Below are 18,415 nucleotides of genomic sequence, written 5' to 3' on the forward strand. Positions count from 1 at the left end.
GGGGACGCCGCCCTCGGCGTCCCGTCCGTTAAACATATGAATGGTGGTGAGACTATGAATTACCTTGAGGAATTTTACAGCGACTTTGATGAGGACGGGCGTTTGCTCTCCCGTCACGGTCAGGTGGAGTACCTGACCACCATGAAGTACATTCACGACTTCCTCGGCGGAGCAAAGCAGGTCCATATCCTTGAAGTGGGTGCAGGCACGGGGCGCTACAGCATAGCTCTTGCCTGTGAGGGACATAATGTCACCGCTGTGGAGCTTGTTGAAAGCAATCTCAATAAGCTGAGGGCAAAGCTTGACGGCAGTGAAAAGCTTACAGCGATACAGGGCAATGCTCTTGACCTGTCAATGTTTACAGACAACAGCTTCGATATGACTCTGGTGTTTGGTCCGATGTATCATCTTTTCACCCGTGAGGATATGCTGAAGGCATTGTCCGAGGCGGTGAGAGTCACCAAAAAGGGCGGACATATACTCGTTGCCTACTGCATGAACGAAGCCGCTGTTATACAGCACGCATTTCTTCACGGCAACCTGCAAAAAGTCCTTGAAAACGATATGCTGACTTCCGAATGGCACTGCAAAAGCGAGCCAAAGGAGCTCTTTCAGCTGGTGAGAACAGAGGAGATAGCTTCTCTCGACACAGAGCTTCCTGTGGAGCGGATAAAGCTCATAGCGGCTGACGGAGCGGCAAATTACATCAGCGAATGTATCGACAGCATGGACGATTTTACATTTGAAAAATACATGGAGTACCACTTCGCTACCTGTGAAAGACAGGACTTGACAGGTGCTTCAAATCATACGCTGGATATCCTGCGTAAAATATAAACCGAAAGGAAAGATATCATGTCACAGTCAAAAGGAAGATTCGGCGTTCACGGCGGACAGTATATCCCCGAAACGCTTATGAATGCGGTCATCGAGCTTGAACAGGCTTACGACCATTATAAAAACGATCCCGAGTTCAACCGCGAGCTCACAGAGCTCCTCAATAACTACGCAGGCAGACCTTCTCTGCTGTACCGCGCAGATAAGCTCACAAGAGAGCTTGGCGGAGCTAAGATATACCTCAAGCGCGAGGATCTCAACCATACGGGTTCACATAAGATAAACAATGTTCTCGGTCAGGCTCTCCTTGCAAAGAAAATGGGCAAGACCAGACTTATCGCAGAGACAGGAGCAGGTCAGCACGGCGTTGCTACTGCAACAGCGGCGGCTCTCCTCGATATGGAGTGCGTAGTTTTCATGGGCGAGGAGGACACTAAGCGTCAGGCTCTCAACGTTTACCGTATGAAGCTTCTCGGCGCTGACGTTATCCCCGTAAAGAGCGGTACTGCTACTCTTAAAGACGCTGTTTCCGAGGCTATGCGCGAGTGGACTTCACGTATTTCAGATACACATTACTGTCTCGGTTCTGTTATGGGACCACACCCATTCCCCACTATAGTCCGTGATTTTCAGGCTGTTATCTCCCGTGAGGCAAGAGCCCAGATACTTGAAGCAGAGGGCAGACTTCCCGACGCAGTTATCGCCTGTGTAGGCGGAGGCTCAAACGCTATCGGAAGCTTCTATCACTTTATCCCCGACGAGGGAGTACGTCTTATCGGCTGTGAAGCCGCAGGCAGAGGTATAGACACCTTTGAGACTGCCGCTACAGTGAATACAGGAAGAATAGGTATCTTCCACGGTATGAAGTCCTACTTCTGTCAGGACGAGTACGGTCAGATAGCTCCTGTTTATTCTATCTCAGCAGGTCTTGACTATCCCGGTGTAGGTCCCGAGCACGCACATCTCCACGATATCGGCAGAGCTGAGTATGTACCTGTTACAGATGACGAAGCAGTAAACGCTTTCGAGTATCTTTCACGCACCGAGGGCATTATCCCTGCTATCGAGTCGGCTCATGCAATTGCTTACGCTATGAAGCTTGCTCCTACTATGGACAAGGACAAGATAATTATCGTTACGGTTTCGGGACGCGGCGACAAGGACTGCGCTGCAATTGCCCGTTACAGAGGGGAGGATATCTATGAGTAATATAAGATCAGCTTTTGCAAACGGCAAGGCTTTCATACCATTTATAACCTGCGGTGATCCCGACCTTGAGACTACCGCAAAGGTAGTTCGTGCGGCTGCCGAGAACGGCGCAGACCTTATCGAGCTTGGAATACCTTTCTCCGATCCGACTGCGGAAGGCCCTGTTATACAGGGGGCTAATATCCGCGCACTTGCAGGTGGAGTCACCACAGACAAGGTTTTCGAGCTGGTAAAGGAGCTCCGCAGAGACGTCAAGATACCTTTCGTATTTATGACCTATGCAAATGTTGTGTACTCCTACGACGCAGAGAGATTCATGGCTCGCTGCTGCGAGGCAGGAGTTGACGGTATCATACTTCCCGACCTTCCATTTGAGGAAAAGGAGGAGTTCTCAGCAGTTGCAAAGCAGTATGGAGTTGACCTTATATCGCTTATTGCTCCTACGTCCGAGAACCGTATCGCAATGATAGCAAAGGAAGCAGAGGGCTTCATCTACATCGTATCAAGTCTCGGAGTTACAGGCGTTAGAAGCGAGATAAACACCAATATCGGCGATATCGTAAAGGTCATCCGTGAGAATACGAAAGTGCCCTGCGCAGTAGGCTTCGGTATCTCAAAGCCCGAGCAGGCTAAGGCAATGGCAGAGCTGTCAGACGGAGCTATAGTTGGTTCGGCAATAATCAAGATACTTGAAAAGTACGGAAAAGACGCAGCACCATACGTTGGTGAGTACGTTAAGGAAATGAAAGAAGCTGTTTCTAAAGCATAATGTTTGTAGGGGACTCTGAGGGCAGTGTTCCGCTGTAGAGGTGGATATTATCCGCCCGATAATGGGACGTCCTCACTTGCAGGGCGTCCCCTCTCGAAAAACAATTCACTGGATTGTTTTTCGATTCACCCCTTGCGGAGCGCCTTCGTAACTGTGGGGCTTTGCCCCACACCCCACCAGAGGCGCTGCCTCTGACCTAACAGGTACGTCCCCTCTGTCGCTTCGCGACATCTCCCCATTTTATGGGGAGTCACTCCGCCAAAGGAACATAGTCCCTTTGGAATCCCATTCATGGGTTCATCAAGTTATTTGGTAGATTTAAAAATAAAAATGGAGGAACTTAAAATGATAAAAGAAGCAATCGCTAAGATCGTTGACAAGCAGGATCTTACATATGATGAGGCATATAAGGTAATTTCAGAGATCATGGCAGGAGAGACTACTCCTACTCAGAATGCGGCTTTTCTCTCCGCTCTTTCCACAAAAAGCACGAAGGCTGAGACTATCGACGAGATAACAGGCTGCGCTGCTGCTATGCGTGACGCGGCTATCAAGTTTGAGAACGATATGGACTTGCTGGAGATCGTAGGCACAGGCGGTGATAACGCTCACAGCTTCAATATCTCAACTACTTCCGCTTTCGTTATCGCAGCGGCAGGTATCAAGGTATCAAAGCACGGCAACCGCGCAGCTTCTTCACTTTCGGGAACTGCCGATTGTCTCGAAGCTCTTGGCGCTAACATCGACCTTGAGCCTGAAAAGTGCAGACAGCTCCTTGAAAGCGTGGGCTTCTGCTTCTTCTTTGCTCAGAAGTATCATACTTCCATGAAATATGTTGGTCCTATCCGCAAGGAGCTGGGCTTCAGAACAGTATTCAATATTCTCGGACCACTCACAAACCCTGCCTGCCCTAATCATCATCTTCTCGGTGTTTATGACAGCGTTCTCCTTGAGCCTGTTGCAGAAGTTCTCATGAAGCTTGGTTCAAAGAACGGTATGGTAGTTTTCGGCAAGGATAAGCTGGACGAGATATCTCTCAGCGCTCCTACTGCCGTATGCGAGTACAAGGACGGCTGGATGAAGAATTACGAGATAACTCCCGAGCAGTTCGGCTTCGAGCGCTGCACAAAGGACGACCTCAAGGGCAGTACTCCCGAGGAGAACGCAGCTATCACACGGGGTATCCTCGACGGCAGCATCAAGGGACACAAGCGCAATTCAGTTCTGCTCAATGCAGGTGCTGCTATCTATATCGGCGGCAAGGCTGAGACTATGGCTGAGGGCGTTAAGAAAGCGGCAGAGCTTATCGACAGCGGCGCTGCTCTTGAAGCTATGGATAAGTTCATCGCGCAGTCACAGAACTGAGGTGCAGTATGACTATTCTCGATAAGCTTGCAGACCATGCCCGTGAGCGCGTGGCTGAGGCTAAGAAAAAGCTCTCCCTTGACGAGGTAAAGTGCCTTGCACTGGCGCTTCCGAAGGGCGGTTTTGAGTTTGAAAAGGCGCTGAAAAAGGACGACATCGCATTTATCTGCGAGTGCAAAAAGGCTTCGCCGTCAAAGGGAATAATTGCTGAGGACTTTCCCTACTTACAGATAGCTAAGGACTACGAGGCGGCAGGTGCTGACTGCATATCCGTACTCACCGAGCCTAAATGGTTCCTCGGCAGCGATGAGTTTCTCCGTGAGATAGCTTCAAGCGTAAGTATTCCCTGCATACGCAAGGACTTCACCGTTGACGAGTACATGATATATGAGGCAAAGCTGCTCGGCGCTAAGGCGGTTCTTCTTATCTGCTCCATTCTCTCACAGCAGCAGATAAGCGAATATATCGGCATTTGCGACCGGCTGGGACTTTCTGCTCTGGTAGAAGCTCACGACGAAGCGGAGCTTCGGGCGGCTGTTGCCGCAGGAGCACGCATCATCGGCGTGAACAACCGCAATCTCAAGGACTTCTCAGTTGATACAGGCAACAGCCGCCGCCTGCGGGAGCTTGCTCCCGCAGATGTGAGCTTCGTATCCGAAAGCGGCGTTCAGTCCGCAGAGGATATAAGGCTTCTCCGTCAGGCAGGGGTGAACGCTGTGCTAATCGGCGAGACTCTCATGCGTGCGGCTGACAAAAAGGCAAAGCTTGCGGAGCTGAAAGGATAATATGGCTAAGATAAAAATGTGCGGACTTCGCCGCGCTGAGGATATCGAGTATGCAAATATGCTTCTGCCCGAGTATATCGGCTACGTATTTGCAAAAAAAAGCAGGCGCTATGCAGCGCCCGAAACGGCTGAGAAGCTCACCAAGCTTCTCAGCACAGAGATAACTCCCGTGGGAGTATTTGTTGACGAACCTATTGAAAATGTTATCGCTCTGGTGGAGAGCGGTACTATCAGAATGGCACAGCTCCACGGAAACGAATCCGAGGACTATGTTGCTGAGCTCAAAAGCCGCGGCATACCCGTGATAAGGGCTTTCAAGGTCAGCTGTGAAGCCGATATTGACGCCGCAAGAAATACCTGCTCGGATTATGTGCTTCTCGATTCGGGAAGCGGCTCGGGAGAGACCTTCGACTGGTCGCTCATTAAAAATGTGGGCAGGGATTACTTCCTTGCAGGCGGACTTACTGCCGAAAATGTAGGCGAGGCTGTGAAAATGCTGAGCCCATTTGCGGTGGACGCAAGCTCCTGCCTCGAGACCGACGGCTTCAAGGATTTCACCAAAATGAGAGCCTTTGCGGAGGCTGTCCGCTGAATCAGGACACGCTCTCTATTTTTATACGGAGTTTTTTTATGATTTTCTTTTCAAGACGCGAAATGTAGGACTGCGATATGCCAATGCTGTCTGCTACCTCTTTCTGCGTCTTTTCTTTTCCGTCAATAAGCCCGAAGCGCATTTCCATTATTTCTCGCTCACGGTCGCAGAGCTCCGAAACTGCGTTGCGCAGTATCTCACGCTCTGCTTCGGTCTCGATGCCCTTGTTTACTATGTCATCGTCAGTGCCGAGTATGTCCGACAGGAGCAGTTCGTTGCCGTCATAGTCGATGTTCAGCGGCTCGTCTATGGACAGGTCGTTGCGGTACTGTGAGGACTTCCGCAGGAACATGAGTATCTCGTTCTCGATACACCTTGAAGCATATGTAGCCAGCTTGATATTTTTGGTTGGGCAGAATGTGTTCACAGCCTTGATAAGCCCGATAGTTCCGATAGATACAAGGTCCTCTATACCTATGCCTGTGGACTCGAACTTCTTGGCTATGTACACCACAAGGCGGAGATTATGCTCTATGAGAATATTACGCGCTTCGGGATCGCGTTGGGAGAGCCGCGCGAAAACCTCTGTTTCCTCTGCCCTCGTCAGTGGCGGCGGCAGGGTGTCCGAGCCGTTTACGTAGAATACCTCTCCTGTGAAGTGCTTTTTCAGGAATGTCTTTACTCTTTCGATGATGTTCATTGTTTTTCTCCTTCTTTGCTATATTTTCAGCAGCTTCGGGTTGAATACCGCCTTTCCGCCGCATTCTCCGAAGCCTATAAGTGCGTCCACTGCCTTGCGCTCTCCGCTTTCGCCGCTGCATATCAGCACCTCGTCGGGGCGGAACACAGGGATAAGTCCGCTGCCCGAGACAGCAGTGCAGGGGAGCAGTCTGAATCCTTTGGGCAGCAGTGATATGTCCAGCTCCCTGCCTGTGAGCTCCGAAAAGCTCTCCTCGGAGCAGATTATCACAGGCGAGCCTGTGAAATAGTCCACAAGGATATTCCCCGTGTCAGCAAGTCCGCTGAGGTTCAGTATTTTCTTGCCTGCGCGGACATATACCCGATAGCTGCCTGCGGGAGCTTTGTCCGTCATTATCCGTATGAGCCGCAGTGCGAAATACAGGGCGGCGGTGGTTACTATAAGTATCAGCAGTGAAAAATCTATGTAGAAGCTGCCGTTGCGGAAGTGCATGAAACGTGGCTTCAGCAGGGAATAGACTCCGTAAACTGTGCCTGCAAGGACAAAATTTGCGGCGAAAAAGGCGGAAGTGTTCAGAAACAGCCGCTTTTTGCCTCTTATGCCGAATGAAATAATGACTATGCTCACTGCCGCCGCAAGCTTTATCAGCAGTGGCAGCAAAGCTCCCATATCAGGCAGAAGTATAGTCAGCGAGAACAGACTGCCCCAGACAGCTCCCGATATGCAGCGTCCTGTTCGCAGGGGCGAGTGGGTGAGACCTGCCGTTATCCGCAGCAGGAAGTAATTCACATAGATATTCAGCACTATGAGTACGTCGATATATATGGTCTCCACATAACACCTCCCGATAGTATTATAATGCAGACAGGCTGCGAAATATGTCAAAGTGTGTCAGTGCGCTGAAAACAAAAAGGCAGAAGCTTCATCGAAGCTTCTGCCATTACTTTTTAACTTATTTTAAAAACGGAAGTGCTGCTGCACCAAGTATCATGATACCTGCAATTACAAGTATCAGTATCCTCATTGCTGTGGATTTCTTCGGTCCTGTGCTATTGCTCATTTATATCACCTCTCAGTGTCTTTTCTTCATGCGCTTTTTGCGGTTGGGTATGTAGTCGGAGTAGAGCTCCGATTTTTTCTTGTTTCCGTATGCCGTCTTTTTACGGTCAAATCTCGGCTTGTCGTCAGGACGGCGGTTTCTGCGGACGCCTAAGTCTCCGCCCTTGTAGAGCTTTACCTCTACCTTGTTGCCGTTTATCTTCATTGAGTCCGTACTGTCGATGATGTACTCGTACTCAGTTTCGGGAACTTCTACAGTGGTGTGCTCGTCGAAGATATCTATCTTGCCGAAGTCCCTGCCTGTCATGCCTGTTGCGTCAACGAGAGCTCCGAGGATAAAGTTTGGAGCTATGCGGCGGTTCCTTCCGATGTTTATCACTATCTTGACCGTCTTTGCACCGCTGTTCCTGCCCTTTTTCAGAGGCTTTGCGCTTTCAAAGTCGGGGAGCGCTTCTGTCTCGGCGCGGAGCTGCTTTTCGAGAACTCTTGCGGCGGCTTCGCGGTAGTCTATGCCCTGTGAAGCAAGCCTGTCAAGGATATCATATGCGTTGTGTCCTGCCTGAGCTTCGGTTATCTCCTTTATCATGGACTCCTTTTTCATGGCGATGATATCGGACTTTTCGGGGAGGGGCATTTCCCGTATCTCGGCGTGAGTGTACTTCTCGATAGCGCGGAGGTCAAAAAGCTGACGTCTGCCGCTGATAAGTGTATAAGCCGTGCCTGCTCTGCCTGCGCGTCCTGTTCTGCCGATACGGTGAATGTAGTACTCGTTGTCCTGTGGCAGGTCGTAGTTGAACACCGCGTCAACTCCGCTGACGTCGATACCGCGGGCGGCTACATCGGTAGCAACAAGTATCTCGGTAGCCTTGTTCTTGAAGCTGTTCATGACCTGTGTACGCTGTATCTGCTTCATATCGCCGTGAAGTCCTGCTGCACGGAAGCCGCTCTTGACGAGTTCCTCGGTGAGCTGGTCTACCATGACCTTGGTGTTGCAGAAAACCATTGCTGAGGCTGGTTTGTATGCCGCAAGGAGAAGCTTTAAAGCGTCGGTCTTGCGTCCCATAGCAACTTCAAAGTAGAACTGCTCTATGAGCTCCACTGTTTTCTGTGCGGACTTTATCTTGATATGTACGGGATCGTTCTGGTATTTCTCGGTGAGAGCCATTATCTCCTTTGGTATTGTTGCGGAAAAGAGAACGGTCTGTCTGTCCTCGGGAACGTCAGCAAGTATTGACTCGATGTCCTCGCGGAAGCCCATGTTCAGCATTTCGTCAGCCTCGTCGAGAATGACTGTGCGGATATTTTCAAGCTTCAGTGTCCTCCTGCGGATATGGTCCATGACACGTCCCGGAGTACCTATGATTATATTTGCGCCGCGCTTCAGCTCGTGTATCTGTTTTTCCATGCTTGCGCCGCCGTATACTGCGGAGGTCTTTACGCCCTCCTTGAATTTGGCGAATTTGCGAAGTTCCTCGGCAGCCTGCATAGCAAGCTCACGGGTGGGGCAGAGGATAAGCACAACTGCGCACTTGCGGTCGGCTTCGGTTATGCTCTCTACGGCAGGGATACCGAAAGCGGCAGTCTTGCCCGTACCTGTGTTGGAGCGTCCCACAACGTCGCGCCCCTCGAGAAGCAGGGGGATACTCTGCTGCTGTATCTCTGTCATCTCCGTATATCCCAGCTCGTCAACGGCACGGAGAAGCTCCTGCGATAAATTCAGTTCATTAAAATGCATTTTGTTACCTTTCTTTCTTCACTCATTAATTACAATACTCTTTATAATAGCATAAAAACGAAAAAAGGTCAAGTAAAAAATGACGACCTTTGGTCGCCATTTTTAGTTGAGAGTTGAGAATTATGGAGAACTAAACACTGATCACTTGGCTCTCCATTTGTGGGCTTTTTTCAGTATTTCAGCTATAAGTCCGCTTTTCAGCTCCGTGTATCTGTTTCTGTCGTCGGGATACTGCCTTGCAAGCTTTTCTTTCAGCTCTGAGTACGCCTGCGCCTCAGCCTTATGGCAGTTAAGATAATCACGCATATTTATGTAGTTGTTCCACGCTTCGGAGTCATAGATGACCGTGTGGATATGGTGAGTTCTGGAGTCCTCATCTCCGCAGACGTAGAGATACTGGTCGGGGACGTCCTGTCCGCGGAAGATGAAGCCGTTATCTTCAAGAACACCGTTCAGCCCAAGTATATCGTTGAAGTCATGAACTCCCACAACTATGTCTATTATGGGCTTTGCGCATATGTTTTTTATAGATGTACTGCCGATATGCTGTATATCGACTGCCGTATCTCCGAGTATTTCACGAAGCTGCGCTATAGTCTGCTGTGCAGTCACTTCCCATTCACTGTTATGTGGCTCTACAGCGACCGTGCCGCGGCGAAGTCCGAGTTTCATATTATTCTCCTGATACTAAAATGTGTCGGCAGATACCGACACATTGATTACGAATTATTTTGTGAGCCAGTCTGTGCCAAAGCGCTGTGAAAGCTGGTCGCAGAACACAAGCGCGGTTATGCTGTCCGCAACTACTCTTGCACGGTGAACGATAGCAGGATCGTGACGTCCCTTTATCTGCAATGTGGTGTTGTCCATAGTGCGCATATCTATTGTCTGCTGCTCCTTGTAAATTGACGGAGTAGGCTTGATGGCAGTTCTGAAAAGTATTGGCATACCTGTAGTTATACCGCCGAGGATTCCGCCGTTATTATTGGTAGCAGCTGTGAGCGTTCCGTTTTCTGTGCGGAAGTTGTCGTTGCACTGGCTTCCGCGCATATCAGTAGCTGCAAAGCCTGCGCCGAACTCCACGCCCTTGACGGCAGGGATACCGAAAAGCGCATGAGAAAGAACGCTTTCGATAGTGTCGAACCACGGCTCGCCAACGCCTGCCGGAACTCCCGTAACTATAGTTTCAAGGCGTCCGCCAACGCTGTCGCCCTCTTCCTTTGCGGCTGTTATTGCCGCCTGCATAGCCTGTGCCTTTTCGTCGTCAAGCACTGCGAACTCCATAGTATTGAGCCTGTCGATATCTGCGTTTATATCCTCGAATGAGCGGTCAAAAACTCCGCCGCAGGACAGGATATGAGTTGCTATCTTTATGCCCTTTTTGCGGAGAGCGCTTATTGCTACAGCGCCTGCGGCAACTACTCCTGCGGTTATCCTGCCCGAGAAGTGTCCGCCGCCGCGGAAATCCTGAAAGCCGTGGTACTTCATCTGTGCTGAGTAATCTGCGTGTCCCGGACGAGCCTTGTAGGCAAGCTCGCCGTAATCCTTGCTTCGTGTGTCCTCGTTCTCTATGATGAAGGTTATGGGCGTACCTGTGGTCCTGCCGTTGAAAACGCCGCTGACTATCCTTACCTTGTCGCCCTCGCGGCGTGGTGTGGAAAGAGCTCCCACAGACTGGCGGAGCTTCATTTGTTGTGCGATGAACTCCTCGTCGACCTCTATGCCTGAAGCTAAGCCGTCAAGTACAGCTCCGATAGCTGTGCCGTGGCTCTCGCCGAAAACTGTTATTGAAACGCTTGAACCAAAGGTGTTTTTCATGCTTTTCATCTCCCTGAAATGTGTATGATTTCTTACATAAATTATAGCACTTAGCAGGGGAGGTGTCAACACGGCATTTCAACGATTTGCAGGCGCAAAGCGGTAAAGTTAATGGTTATTTTGTATAGCTTCAGCACCGCCTTTTTGGTCAATTCTACAGCATTGACTTTGCCCGTATATCGTGATATAATCAACAAAAAGGGGTATCTGACTTTTGGAGTTGATAGTATGGACATAAGAAAATTTTATGAGGGTAATGAGTTTGAAGCCTATGAGTACCTCGGCGCTCACGTAAGCAATGAGGGAACGGTGTTCCGCACCTATGCGCCCAATGCGTCAAAGGTGTCGGTGATAGGCGATTTCAGCGAGTGGGAGGATATCCCCATGAAGCCCGTTGAGGACGGGCGGTTCTATGAACTCTGCGTTCCCGAGGCTAAGGAGACTATGCGGTATAAATACCGTATCTACGACAAAAAAGGCAATTTCATCGACCACTGCGATCCCTACGGCTTCGGTATGGAGCTTCGTCCGGGGACTTGCTCGGTGATTCGTGATATCACAGGCTTTGAGTTCAGCGATAAGGAATGGCTGACCAAGCGCTCGGTATGCCTTGACCAAGCGCTGAATATCTATGAAGTTCACCTTGGCTCGTGGAAAAGGCGCTCAGACGAGGACGAGGAGGGCTGGTTCAGCTACAGCGAGATAGCCGACGAACTGATCGACTATGTCTGCGAAATGGGCTATAACTACATCGAGCTCATGCCCCTCAGCGAGCACCCCTGCGACGAGTCGTGGGGCTATCAGAGTACGGGATTTTTCGCTCCTACCGCTCGATACGGGACTCCAAATGAGCTTATGGAGCTGGTGGATAAATGCCATAAAAAAGGCATCGGCGTTATCGTGGACTTCGTGCCTGTTCACTTTGCTGTTGACCACTACGGGCTCACTGAATACGACGGCACTAAGCTATATGAATACCCCAGCGACGATATCGGCTATAACGAATGGGGAAGCCGCAATTTCAACCACTCCAAGGGCGAGGTGCGGTCTTTTATCCAGTCTGCGGCAGATTACTGGCTCAGCGTTTATCACTTCGACGGTCTGCGTATGGACGCCGTCCGCAATATGATATACTGGAACGGCGATGAGCGCCGCGGCGAGAACAAGAATGCTATCCAGTTCCTCAAATCCATGAACAGCGGTTTGAAGGCAAGGCACGATACAGCTATCATAGCCGCCGAGGACTCCTCGTCATATCCGAGAGTGACGGCTCCCGTATTTGCAGGCGGTCTGGGCTTCGATTACAAGTGGGACCTTGGCTGGATGCACGACACGCTGGAGTACTTCCAGAGCGCTCCTATGTACCGTTCGAGAGATTACCACAAGCTGACTTTTTCAATGCTGTATTTCTACAATGAGCGGTTCATTATGCCCCTGTCTCACGACGAGGTTGTCCACGGAAAGGCTACTGTGGCGCAGAAAATGAACGGTCAGTATCAGGAGAAGTTCCCACAGGCAAGGGCGCTTTATATGTACATGATAGCTCACCCGGGCAAGAAGCTGAACTTCATGGGCAGCGAGTTTGCGCAGCTCCGCGAGTGGGACGAAAAGCGTCAGCAGGACTGGGATATGTTGAAATATCCGCTCCACGATTCCTTCCGTGAGTACATAAAGAAGCTGAATACGATATATCTGGAGCACAGTGCGCTCCATTATGACTATGACGCTACAAATTTCGAGTGGTCGGACTGCAATGCCATTGAGCGGTGCGTTTATGCCATTCGCAGGAAGTCTGCTGACGGCGATATACTGGCAGTTTTTAATTTCTCGGACTGGTTTCAGGCCGGTTATTCCGTGCGTATCGGCGAGGAATACAAGGCGGAGCTTCTGATAGACTCCGACGACCAGCTCTACAGCGGCACTACGCCCCACGTAAGTACTAAGTTTTCCTGTGAAAATGGCAGGCTGAGCATGGATATTCCGCCTTTCAGCGGAAGAATGTTCCTTCTTACGAAATAATACAAAGAGCAGGGGAGTTCCTCTGCTCTTTTTGTTATAATATTATTTTTTTGCATTTCCCTTGATTTTGCTCCGCCAGTGTGATATAATATTATAGTAATTTTATGCAGTGGTATCGAAGTGGTCATAACGGACATGACTCGAAACATAGTAGTTTCTGAGCTTGCCACACTTTGATTTATCCCTGTTCTGCGTGGTTTCGGCGGTGTTCACAGTTGCGTTTGCAATTGGCTTTCTCGCAGTTTTCTCGCAGTTTTATAGTTAAATTAAATACGCAGTGGTATCGAAGTGGTCATAACGGACATGACTCGAAATCATGATGCCCCTTGAGGGACGTGGGTTCGAATCCCACCCACTGCGCCAAAATGGTGAATCAATTTAGATCCCAAGCCAAAAACTCCCGATTTTTCGGGAGTTTTTTTGCTCCGAAAGAGAAAAATTTTCAAGGTGAAGCCGTAGATCCCAAACCATAAAATTTGGATTCGAACCCTTCCAGGGAGCCTTTTCAGGGCTGCTTTCGAGGTCATCAGGAGCAAAAAAACGGATAATCCATCCCAAAAGCAGAAAAAATAACATAGAATTTTCAAGCGATTTTAAAGCCGATTTTGTTGGTTTCTCACAGAAGCCCTACTGAGTCGGCTTTTGTTTTATCCGACAGCTGCTGAGTGGGAGCTTACTATATAAGCTTGTATTTCTGTTTTTCAGTTTATTTTGAAAAAAGCTTGATTTTTTTTGAATTTAAGAGTATAATAATATCAAATCACGATTTGGTAAATCACGATTTGATATGTTTGCTCGAGGTGATAATATGTTTATTGGCAGAAAGCAGGAATTACAGTTCCTTGAGGACAAGTATAACAGCAAAGGCGGACAGCTGATAGTTCTTTACGGCAGAAGACGTGTAGGAAAGACAGAAACCCTTCGTGAATTCTGTAAAAATAAGCCGCATATCTTCTATTCTTGCAGAGAAATATCTGATAAGCTGCAATTGAGGAGCTTTTCTGAAAAGCTCCTGCGAGAGAAGATACCTGCTGCAAGCTATGTAAAGGAATTTGCTGATTGGGAAACTGCGTTCAGGAATATTACGGAATTGCCTTACGGCGATAATAAGAAATTACTCATTATTGATGAATTTCCGTATATGTGCAAGAATAATGAGAGTATTCCTTCAATACTACAGAATCTATGGGATGAACTGCTCAAAGACGAGAATGTTATGATCATTTTGTGCGGCAGTGCCATGAGCTTTATTGAAAAAGAATTGCTTGCTGAGAAAAATCCGCTTTATGGCAGAGCTACAGGGATTTATAAGATGGAAGCGATGGGCTTCTATGATGCTGTGCAGTTCTTTCCTGATTATACAGATAAGGAGAAAATTATTGCATATTCTATCTTAGGTGGCATCCCACATTATCTGGCACAATTTGATCCGGCGATGTCGCTTGATGATAATATAAAAAAGAATATCCTTACAAAAGGCTGTATTCTGTATAGTGAAGTTGAATTCATTCTGAGGCAGGAGCTGCGCGAGACACCTCTGTATAATTCAATTATAGAAGCTGTTGCGCTCGGCAATACAAAGCTTAATGATATAAGCACCAAATCACTTATTGATGATACATCTAAAACAAGCGTGTATCTTAAAAATCTTATTGAATTGCAGATAGTAGAGCGTGAATTCTCTGTTAACAACGGAACAAAGGAACGTGCTAATAATAATCGCGGACTATATCGTCTTACCGATAATTTTTTCCGCTTCTGGTACGCATTTGTGTTCACCAATATCTCAGAACTCGAAGGCGGAGATGTAGATGGTGTGTTTGAATATGCAATAAAACCGCAGCTCCATGAATTTGCAGCTTTCGGATTTGAAGATGTTTGCAGAGAATATACCAGAGAGATGCAGAAAGACAATAAGCTTCCATTCAGATACAAACGAATGGGACGCTGGTGGGGCAAGACTACAGTTCGCCGTAAGGATACTATCGAGGTCAAAGAAACAGAGATAGACTTGCTTGCTATTTCTGAAAAATCGGATAAGTACCTTGTGGGAGAATGCAAGTTTAAAGGGAAGCCTTTCAGTTACAGCGAATATCTTGATACTATCGCTAAACTGTCTCCGCAAAAAGAAAAAGCAGAGTTTTATTACTATCTGTTTTCCGAAAGCGGATTTGATGAAAAGATCATTGCAGAAGCTGAAAAAACAGATAGGATCAGATTGATAACAATAGAGGATATAGTAACAAGATGATAATTATTAAGGAGGCTTTCGAGCCTCCTTTTTAAATATAATGCCTGAAAGGTATTAGTCGGTTCTGCACAGTTTCAACTCCGAAAAATAGGTGGTTGTGGTGATTACCTTCGGGAGAAAAAAACGGTATAATGTAGCTGAGACAGGAGGTGGCAGAAATGCCGACAGTAACAGTTATACAGCCGAAAGTCGCAGATGATGCACAGCGCTTACTTCGAGTAGCTGCATATTGCAGAGTATCATCGAGCAGCGACGATCAGCTCAATTCATATAACTCTCAGCTTACATATTATAGCCATAAATTTGAGAAATCAGAAACAGAATGTCTTATTGACATATATGCTGATGAGGGAATCAGCGGAACTTCCGAGGAAAATAGGACGGAGTTCCTTCGTCTTATAGATGATTGCAGGAAAGGAAGAATAGACCGAGTTTATACGAAATCTATCAGTCGCTTCGCCCGTAACACAAGAGACTGCTTGAAAAATATCAGGGAACTGACATCACTTGGTATCACTGTTATTGTACAATATCCGAACCAAAGTATTCAAATATAAAATTATTGAATATCATGGTGACTCGCGAAATATACCGCTTCTTCCTGATCTGGTGTACAATTTATATTTGCCGAGTGAGGTCTGTCATGATTGTAGATCACTGAAAAAGTCAAGATATAAAAATGCTATTGGAGTTTAAAACTTCCATTGTTGAGCAGAATGGAATATAGGTGTATTAGAAGCTGGGACTCAATTTATATGTTGCATTTCAACTTAATATTTTGTTTAGAGTTAATACTTTTTGATATTTAGGATAGGGCTAACAGCCTTTGAAGTATTGAATTTTTAGTGAGAATGTGATATAATTAACTTGTTATTTTTATACATAAATTATAGTATTTTTTATCGGCTAAAATACAGTATGCCGTAAATGGTCAGTATTTTTAGGCATTTAACAGCTATTGTCTTTTTCAATATAATTGTTTATTCAATTATATTTAGCTTGTAACTGCATTCTTAGCATTCGGAATTTATTTGTTTCAGACGCAGGATTCCGTAGAAGATATTGAATATTATGATGGAGATCTATGCAATAGTCTTTATAGATTTCATAAAATGCGATACTATGAAGGAGATATGCTTTATCGAGCAGAATGCCTTCGTAAAACGAACAGGAGGTGATATGAAAATGATGAAGAAACTGAAATATTGTCTTTTTATTTGTTTGGGTGCTTGTGTAATGTTTGGATGTACTTTGTTTGATGCCATTCTTGAAGATCCTGACGATAATAAGCCGGGAAATCCGGAAATGCCAACTTCCAGTGTTTCAACCGATGTTTCATCTGTGACAACAAAGGTCACAACCAGTACGGCGATTGTAACAACTACCGTACCTGATACAACATTTCCAGCAGATGAGGTAGGCAAGCTTTCATACGAATATGATAATCTCGGAAGACTTGTGAAAGTTGTTCATGACGAGAAGAATTATATTGAGTATGAATACGATGCAAACGGTAATATCACTAAGATTATTAATGTAGTTGACGGTAAGAAAACAAGTGAAAACTAATTGTTCATGTTAATGCAAAAACGAAATGAGGAAATTATTTATGAAGCCAATTTTGAAAAGGATCATTAGTCAGGTGACGGCCATTGTAATGGCTGCTGAGTTTGCCGGACAAAATGCTCAGCCTTTTATTGATGCTCATGCTGAGAGTGACAGCGGCGGAAGTAAAGTTTCAGCCGTGCATTCGACAGATGTGAATAAAGGTGAAGAAGCAGCTGCTGCATCAGAAGAAACAAATGCAACTTCAGAAACTGCATCAGAGTTTGAGGATCTAACGATTTCTTCTGATATGACTCTCTCAAAGAAAACAGAGGTAGGAAATCTTGTAATATCAAGCGGAACACTTAACTTAAATGGCAACATACTTATTGTTCATGGTGATGTAACAGTCAATAATGGTTCTGTTGTTTTATCAAAAGGTCAGCTTATATGTGAGAATTTTACTATGAATTATGGTACTCTCATCATGACCAATGCCAATGATAGTATAATTGTAAATAAAAATTATGCGTTTAAAGGCGGAAACGCACAAAGTAATCGGATGACCGCCGGTTCCATAAAGGTCAAAGGCGATTTTTCTGTTTCTGGCGGCGATTTTTATCCGTCAGGAATTCACGAGATAGAATTAAATGGTGAAAAAGGGCAGACGTTTTACTCTGTCAGGAATTTAAACATTCTCAGGATCACTAATACCAGCGAAGATGGTGTTACGTCGTCGTCACCAGTCAATGCCAATGAAGTCATTGACACAGGATGCAAGATACGTCTAAGCGGAGCAGGAGATCCTGTACCTGCTATGTCCGAAGATACAACTATCGATGGAGATTTCTATCTTGTTTCGGGTGATCTTGACCTTAACGGACACAAGCTTACTGTAAAAGGAAATCTCATACAGGCAGGAGGTAAGGTGATCCCCAACGGAGGAACACTTGATGTAAAGGGCGATTACAGGATCCAGTCAAAGACAGTAAATGATAAAAATGAAACAACATACGGATACAGTACCGGATATCTTGTCATGACAAATGATAAGGATAAGGTAAATGTAGACGGCAATTTCATAACATCATCAAATAAGGATCATAGTAAATGCCTTACAGCAGGTACTCTTACTATTGGCGGAAACTTTACCCAGAATAACAATAACGGATATAACTTCCATGCCAGCGGAAGTCATACAGTAGCGTTCAGTGGAAATAAGGAACACACCATATATTTTGCAAATCAGTATGGATCAACAGACTCATGCTTCTCAAAACTTGCAGTAGGGAATGAGACACTGGTAATAGCAGAAGGAAGAAGAGCGCCAGTAGTTACTGAAGTTACAGAAGAAAAGGGAACAGTAAAGGGCTACATAGATATATGCGGCGCAACCAAAATACCGAGTGAATTCAAGGGAAGCATTCGAGTGATCGAGGATCGTACTTTTGGAAGCAAATTGCATATAACAGGAAGCTTTGTGAATGAGGTGCCTGTAACATTCAATGAGGATTTCACTTGTGACGGAAATCTGAATATGTCAAATTACATGGCAATAAATAAGTGCGAGGTAGCTTGCGGAGGCAGCTTCACAGGAGAATACTACGGAAGACTGTTTATGAATGAAGCAGAATCCGTGCTGAGAGTTAAGGGCAACTATACATTTGGTTCAAGTTACAATTCATCAGGAATTAATAACGGAACTATATATATAGGCGGAAACTGCACCAT

Annotated in this window: 15 protein-coding genes, 1 tRNA gene and 1 pseudogene; 12 read left to right on the forward strand and 5 right to left on the reverse strand. The window is 46.7% G+C overall.

Features of this window, described 5'->3' with window-relative positions:
* The first annotated feature begins 36 nt into the window (after positions 1–36).
* The 6 genes from BT105_RS12585 to BT105_RS12610 all read left to right on the forward strand — a co-directional run bounded on the left by BT105_RS12585 (position 37) and on the right by BT105_RS12610 (position 5,557).
* Positions 37–837 (forward strand): class I SAM-dependent methyltransferase, encoded by an 801-nt coding sequence (locus BT105_RS12585; RefSeq protein ID WP_242940130.1) that lies wholly within the window; start codon positions 37–39, stop codon positions 835–837.
* A gap of 18 nt (positions 838–855) precedes the next feature.
* Entirely contained in the window at positions 856–2,046 is a 1,191-nt protein-coding gene (gene trpB / locus BT105_RS12590) for a tryptophan synthase subunit beta (RefSeq protein ID WP_028514655.1), read from the forward strand.
* Entirely contained in the window at positions 2,039–2,815 is a 777-nt protein-coding gene (trpA, locus tag BT105_RS12595; protein ID WP_072301063.1) for a tryptophan synthase subunit alpha, read from the forward strand. The genes trpB and trpA overlap by 8 nt, the downstream gene beginning before the upstream one ends.
* Before the next feature lie 345 nt (positions 2,816–3,160).
* Entirely contained in the window at positions 3,161–4,180 is a 1,020-nt protein-coding gene (trpD, locus tag BT105_RS12600) for an anthranilate phosphoribosyltransferase (protein ID WP_072301064.1), read from the forward strand.
* Between the two features lie 8 nt (positions 4,181–4,188).
* Positions 4,189–4,965 (forward strand): indole-3-glycerol phosphate synthase TrpC, encoded by a 777-nt coding sequence (gene trpC, locus BT105_RS12605; protein WP_072301065.1) that lies wholly within the window; start codon positions 4,189–4,191, stop codon positions 4,963–4,965.
* A 1-nt stretch (position 4,966) separates the two neighbouring features.
* Complete coding sequence (locus BT105_RS12610; RefSeq protein ID WP_072301066.1) at positions 4,967–5,557, forward strand: phosphoribosylanthranilate isomerase; 591 nt, start codon at positions 4,967–4,969, stop codon at positions 5,555–5,557.
* Position 5,558: 1 nt separating this feature from the next.
* On the opposite strand, the gene sigE is transcribed toward BT105_RS12610, so the two are convergent.
* The 5 genes from sigE to aroC all read right to left on the reverse strand — a co-directional run bounded on the left by sigE (position 5,559) and on the right by aroC (position 10,869).
* A complete protein-coding gene (gene sigE / locus BT105_RS12615) occupies positions 5,559–6,257 on the reverse strand; it encodes an RNA polymerase sporulation sigma factor SigE (RefSeq protein ID WP_072301067.1) in 699 nt (232 codons plus the stop codon).
* 18 nt (positions 6,258–6,275) lie between these two features.
* On the reverse strand, positions 6,276–7,091 hold the full coding sequence (locus BT105_RS12620) for a sigma-E processing peptidase SpoIIGA (protein ID WP_072301068.1): 816 nt from the start codon (positions 7,089–7,091) through the stop codon (positions 6,276–6,278).
* A 238-nt stretch (positions 7,092–7,329) separates the two neighbouring features.
* Entirely contained in the window at positions 7,330–9,051 is a 1,722-nt protein-coding gene (locus BT105_RS12625) for a DEAD/DEAH box helicase (protein WP_072301069.1), read from the reverse strand.
* Between the two features lie 141 nt (positions 9,052–9,192).
* The gene (locus tag BT105_RS12630; RefSeq protein ID WP_072301070.1) at positions 9,193–9,723 is read right to left on the reverse strand and encodes a GrpB family protein; all 531 of its coding nucleotides are present in this window, start codon (positions 9,721–9,723) and stop codon (positions 9,193–9,195) included.
* A gap of 54 nt (positions 9,724–9,777) precedes the next feature.
* The gene (gene aroC, locus BT105_RS12635; protein ID WP_072301071.1) at positions 9,778–10,869 is read right to left on the reverse strand and encodes a chorismate synthase; all 1,092 of its coding nucleotides are present in this window, start codon (positions 10,867–10,869) and stop codon (positions 9,778–9,780) included.
* A 228-nt stretch (positions 10,870–11,097) separates the two neighbouring features.
* On the opposite strand from aroC, the gene glgB reads away from it, so the two are divergent.
* The 6 genes and pseudogenes from glgB to BT105_RS12665 all read left to right on the forward strand — a co-directional run.
* The gene (gene glgB, locus BT105_RS12640) at positions 11,098–12,888 is read left to right on the forward strand and encodes a 1,4-alpha-glucan branching protein GlgB (RefSeq protein ID WP_072301072.1); all 1,791 of its coding nucleotides are present in this window, start codon (positions 11,098–11,100) and stop codon (positions 12,886–12,888) included.
* A 274-nt stretch (positions 12,889–13,162) separates the two neighbouring features.
* A tRNA-Ser gene (locus BT105_RS12645) sits at positions 13,163–13,251 on the forward strand.
* Between the two features lie 445 nt (positions 13,252–13,696).
* The gene (locus BT105_RS12650) at positions 13,697–15,139 is read left to right on the forward strand and encodes an ATP-binding protein (protein ID WP_072301073.1); all 1,443 of its coding nucleotides are present in this window, start codon (positions 13,697–13,699) and stop codon (positions 15,137–15,139) included.
* Between the two features lie 158 nt (positions 15,140–15,297).
* Positions 15,298–15,696, forward strand: a complete 399-nt coding sequence (locus BT105_RS12655) for a recombinase family protein (protein ID WP_072301074.1) — start codon at positions 15,298–15,300, stop codon at positions 15,694–15,696.
* A gap of 514 nt (positions 15,697–16,210) precedes the next feature.
* The gene (locus tag BT105_RS12660) at positions 16,211–16,708 is read left to right on the forward strand and encodes an RHS repeat domain-containing protein (RefSeq protein WP_072301075.1); all 498 of its coding nucleotides are present in this window, start codon (positions 16,211–16,213) and stop codon (positions 16,706–16,708) included.
* 40 nt (positions 16,709–16,748) lie between these two features.
* Positions 16,749–18,415, forward strand: a pseudogene (locus tag BT105_RS12665) (hypothetical protein); the annotation flags it as partial.

It is taken from the genome of Ruminococcus flavefaciens (assembly GCF_900119075.1).
Taxonomy (GTDB): Bacteria; Bacillota; Clostridia; order Oscillospirales; family Ruminococcaceae; genus Ruminococcus; species Ruminococcus flavefaciens_Q.